Annotated in this window: 1 protein-coding gene; it reads left to right on the top strand. The window is 34.7% G+C overall.

Going from position 1 to position 533, the window contains the following annotated elements:
• The coding region (locus tag ACFIL3_RS11195; protein WP_375682314.1) for a class I SAM-dependent methyltransferase at positions 1-372 on the top strand (372 nt) is incomplete at its 5' end.
• Positions 373-533: the final 161 nt, after the last annotated feature.

A 533-nucleotide genomic window follows, 5' to 3' on the forward strand; every position in this document is an offset into this window, starting at 1 on the left:
CACTTGTCTGTTGGAGATACAACTTTTGATTTAGTTATTCTTCATTGGGTTTTACATTTTCTTGAAAATCCTGAAATATTTCTTCATGAAATATCAAGAGTTTTGCGTCCTCATGGCCGTTTATTGATTGTGGATTTTGGTTATCATGAAATTGAGCCTTCATATTCCGATCAAGCGCATATGCGTCTTGGATTTTCGGCTTTACAAATAGAACAATGGCTTAAAAATGCGGGACTTGTTCTAGAACAAACGGTTTGTCTTACTCCTATACAAAATGAAAACAGTGAGGAGGGTATGGTTACGCTTTGGCTTGCTCGTGATCCGCGTTTATTGGTTGACGATATCAAAGATAAACAAGTAGATTTTGCATAAATCGCGTTTGTTAACGTGCTTTATTCTCTGATTTTTCTCAAGGAATAGCGTAGAGATAAAACTTTATTCAATCATTGATAAGCTATTGTTTTTTACATTTGTATTATGTTTTTATATGGGAGTATTGGTGTTTTATAGCGGCGTGTAGGCTGTATAATGAA

Source organism: Bartonella sp. CE47NXGY (assembly GCF_042195415.1).
GTDB lineage: Bacteria > Pseudomonadota > Alphaproteobacteria > Rhizobiales > Rhizobiaceae > Bartonella.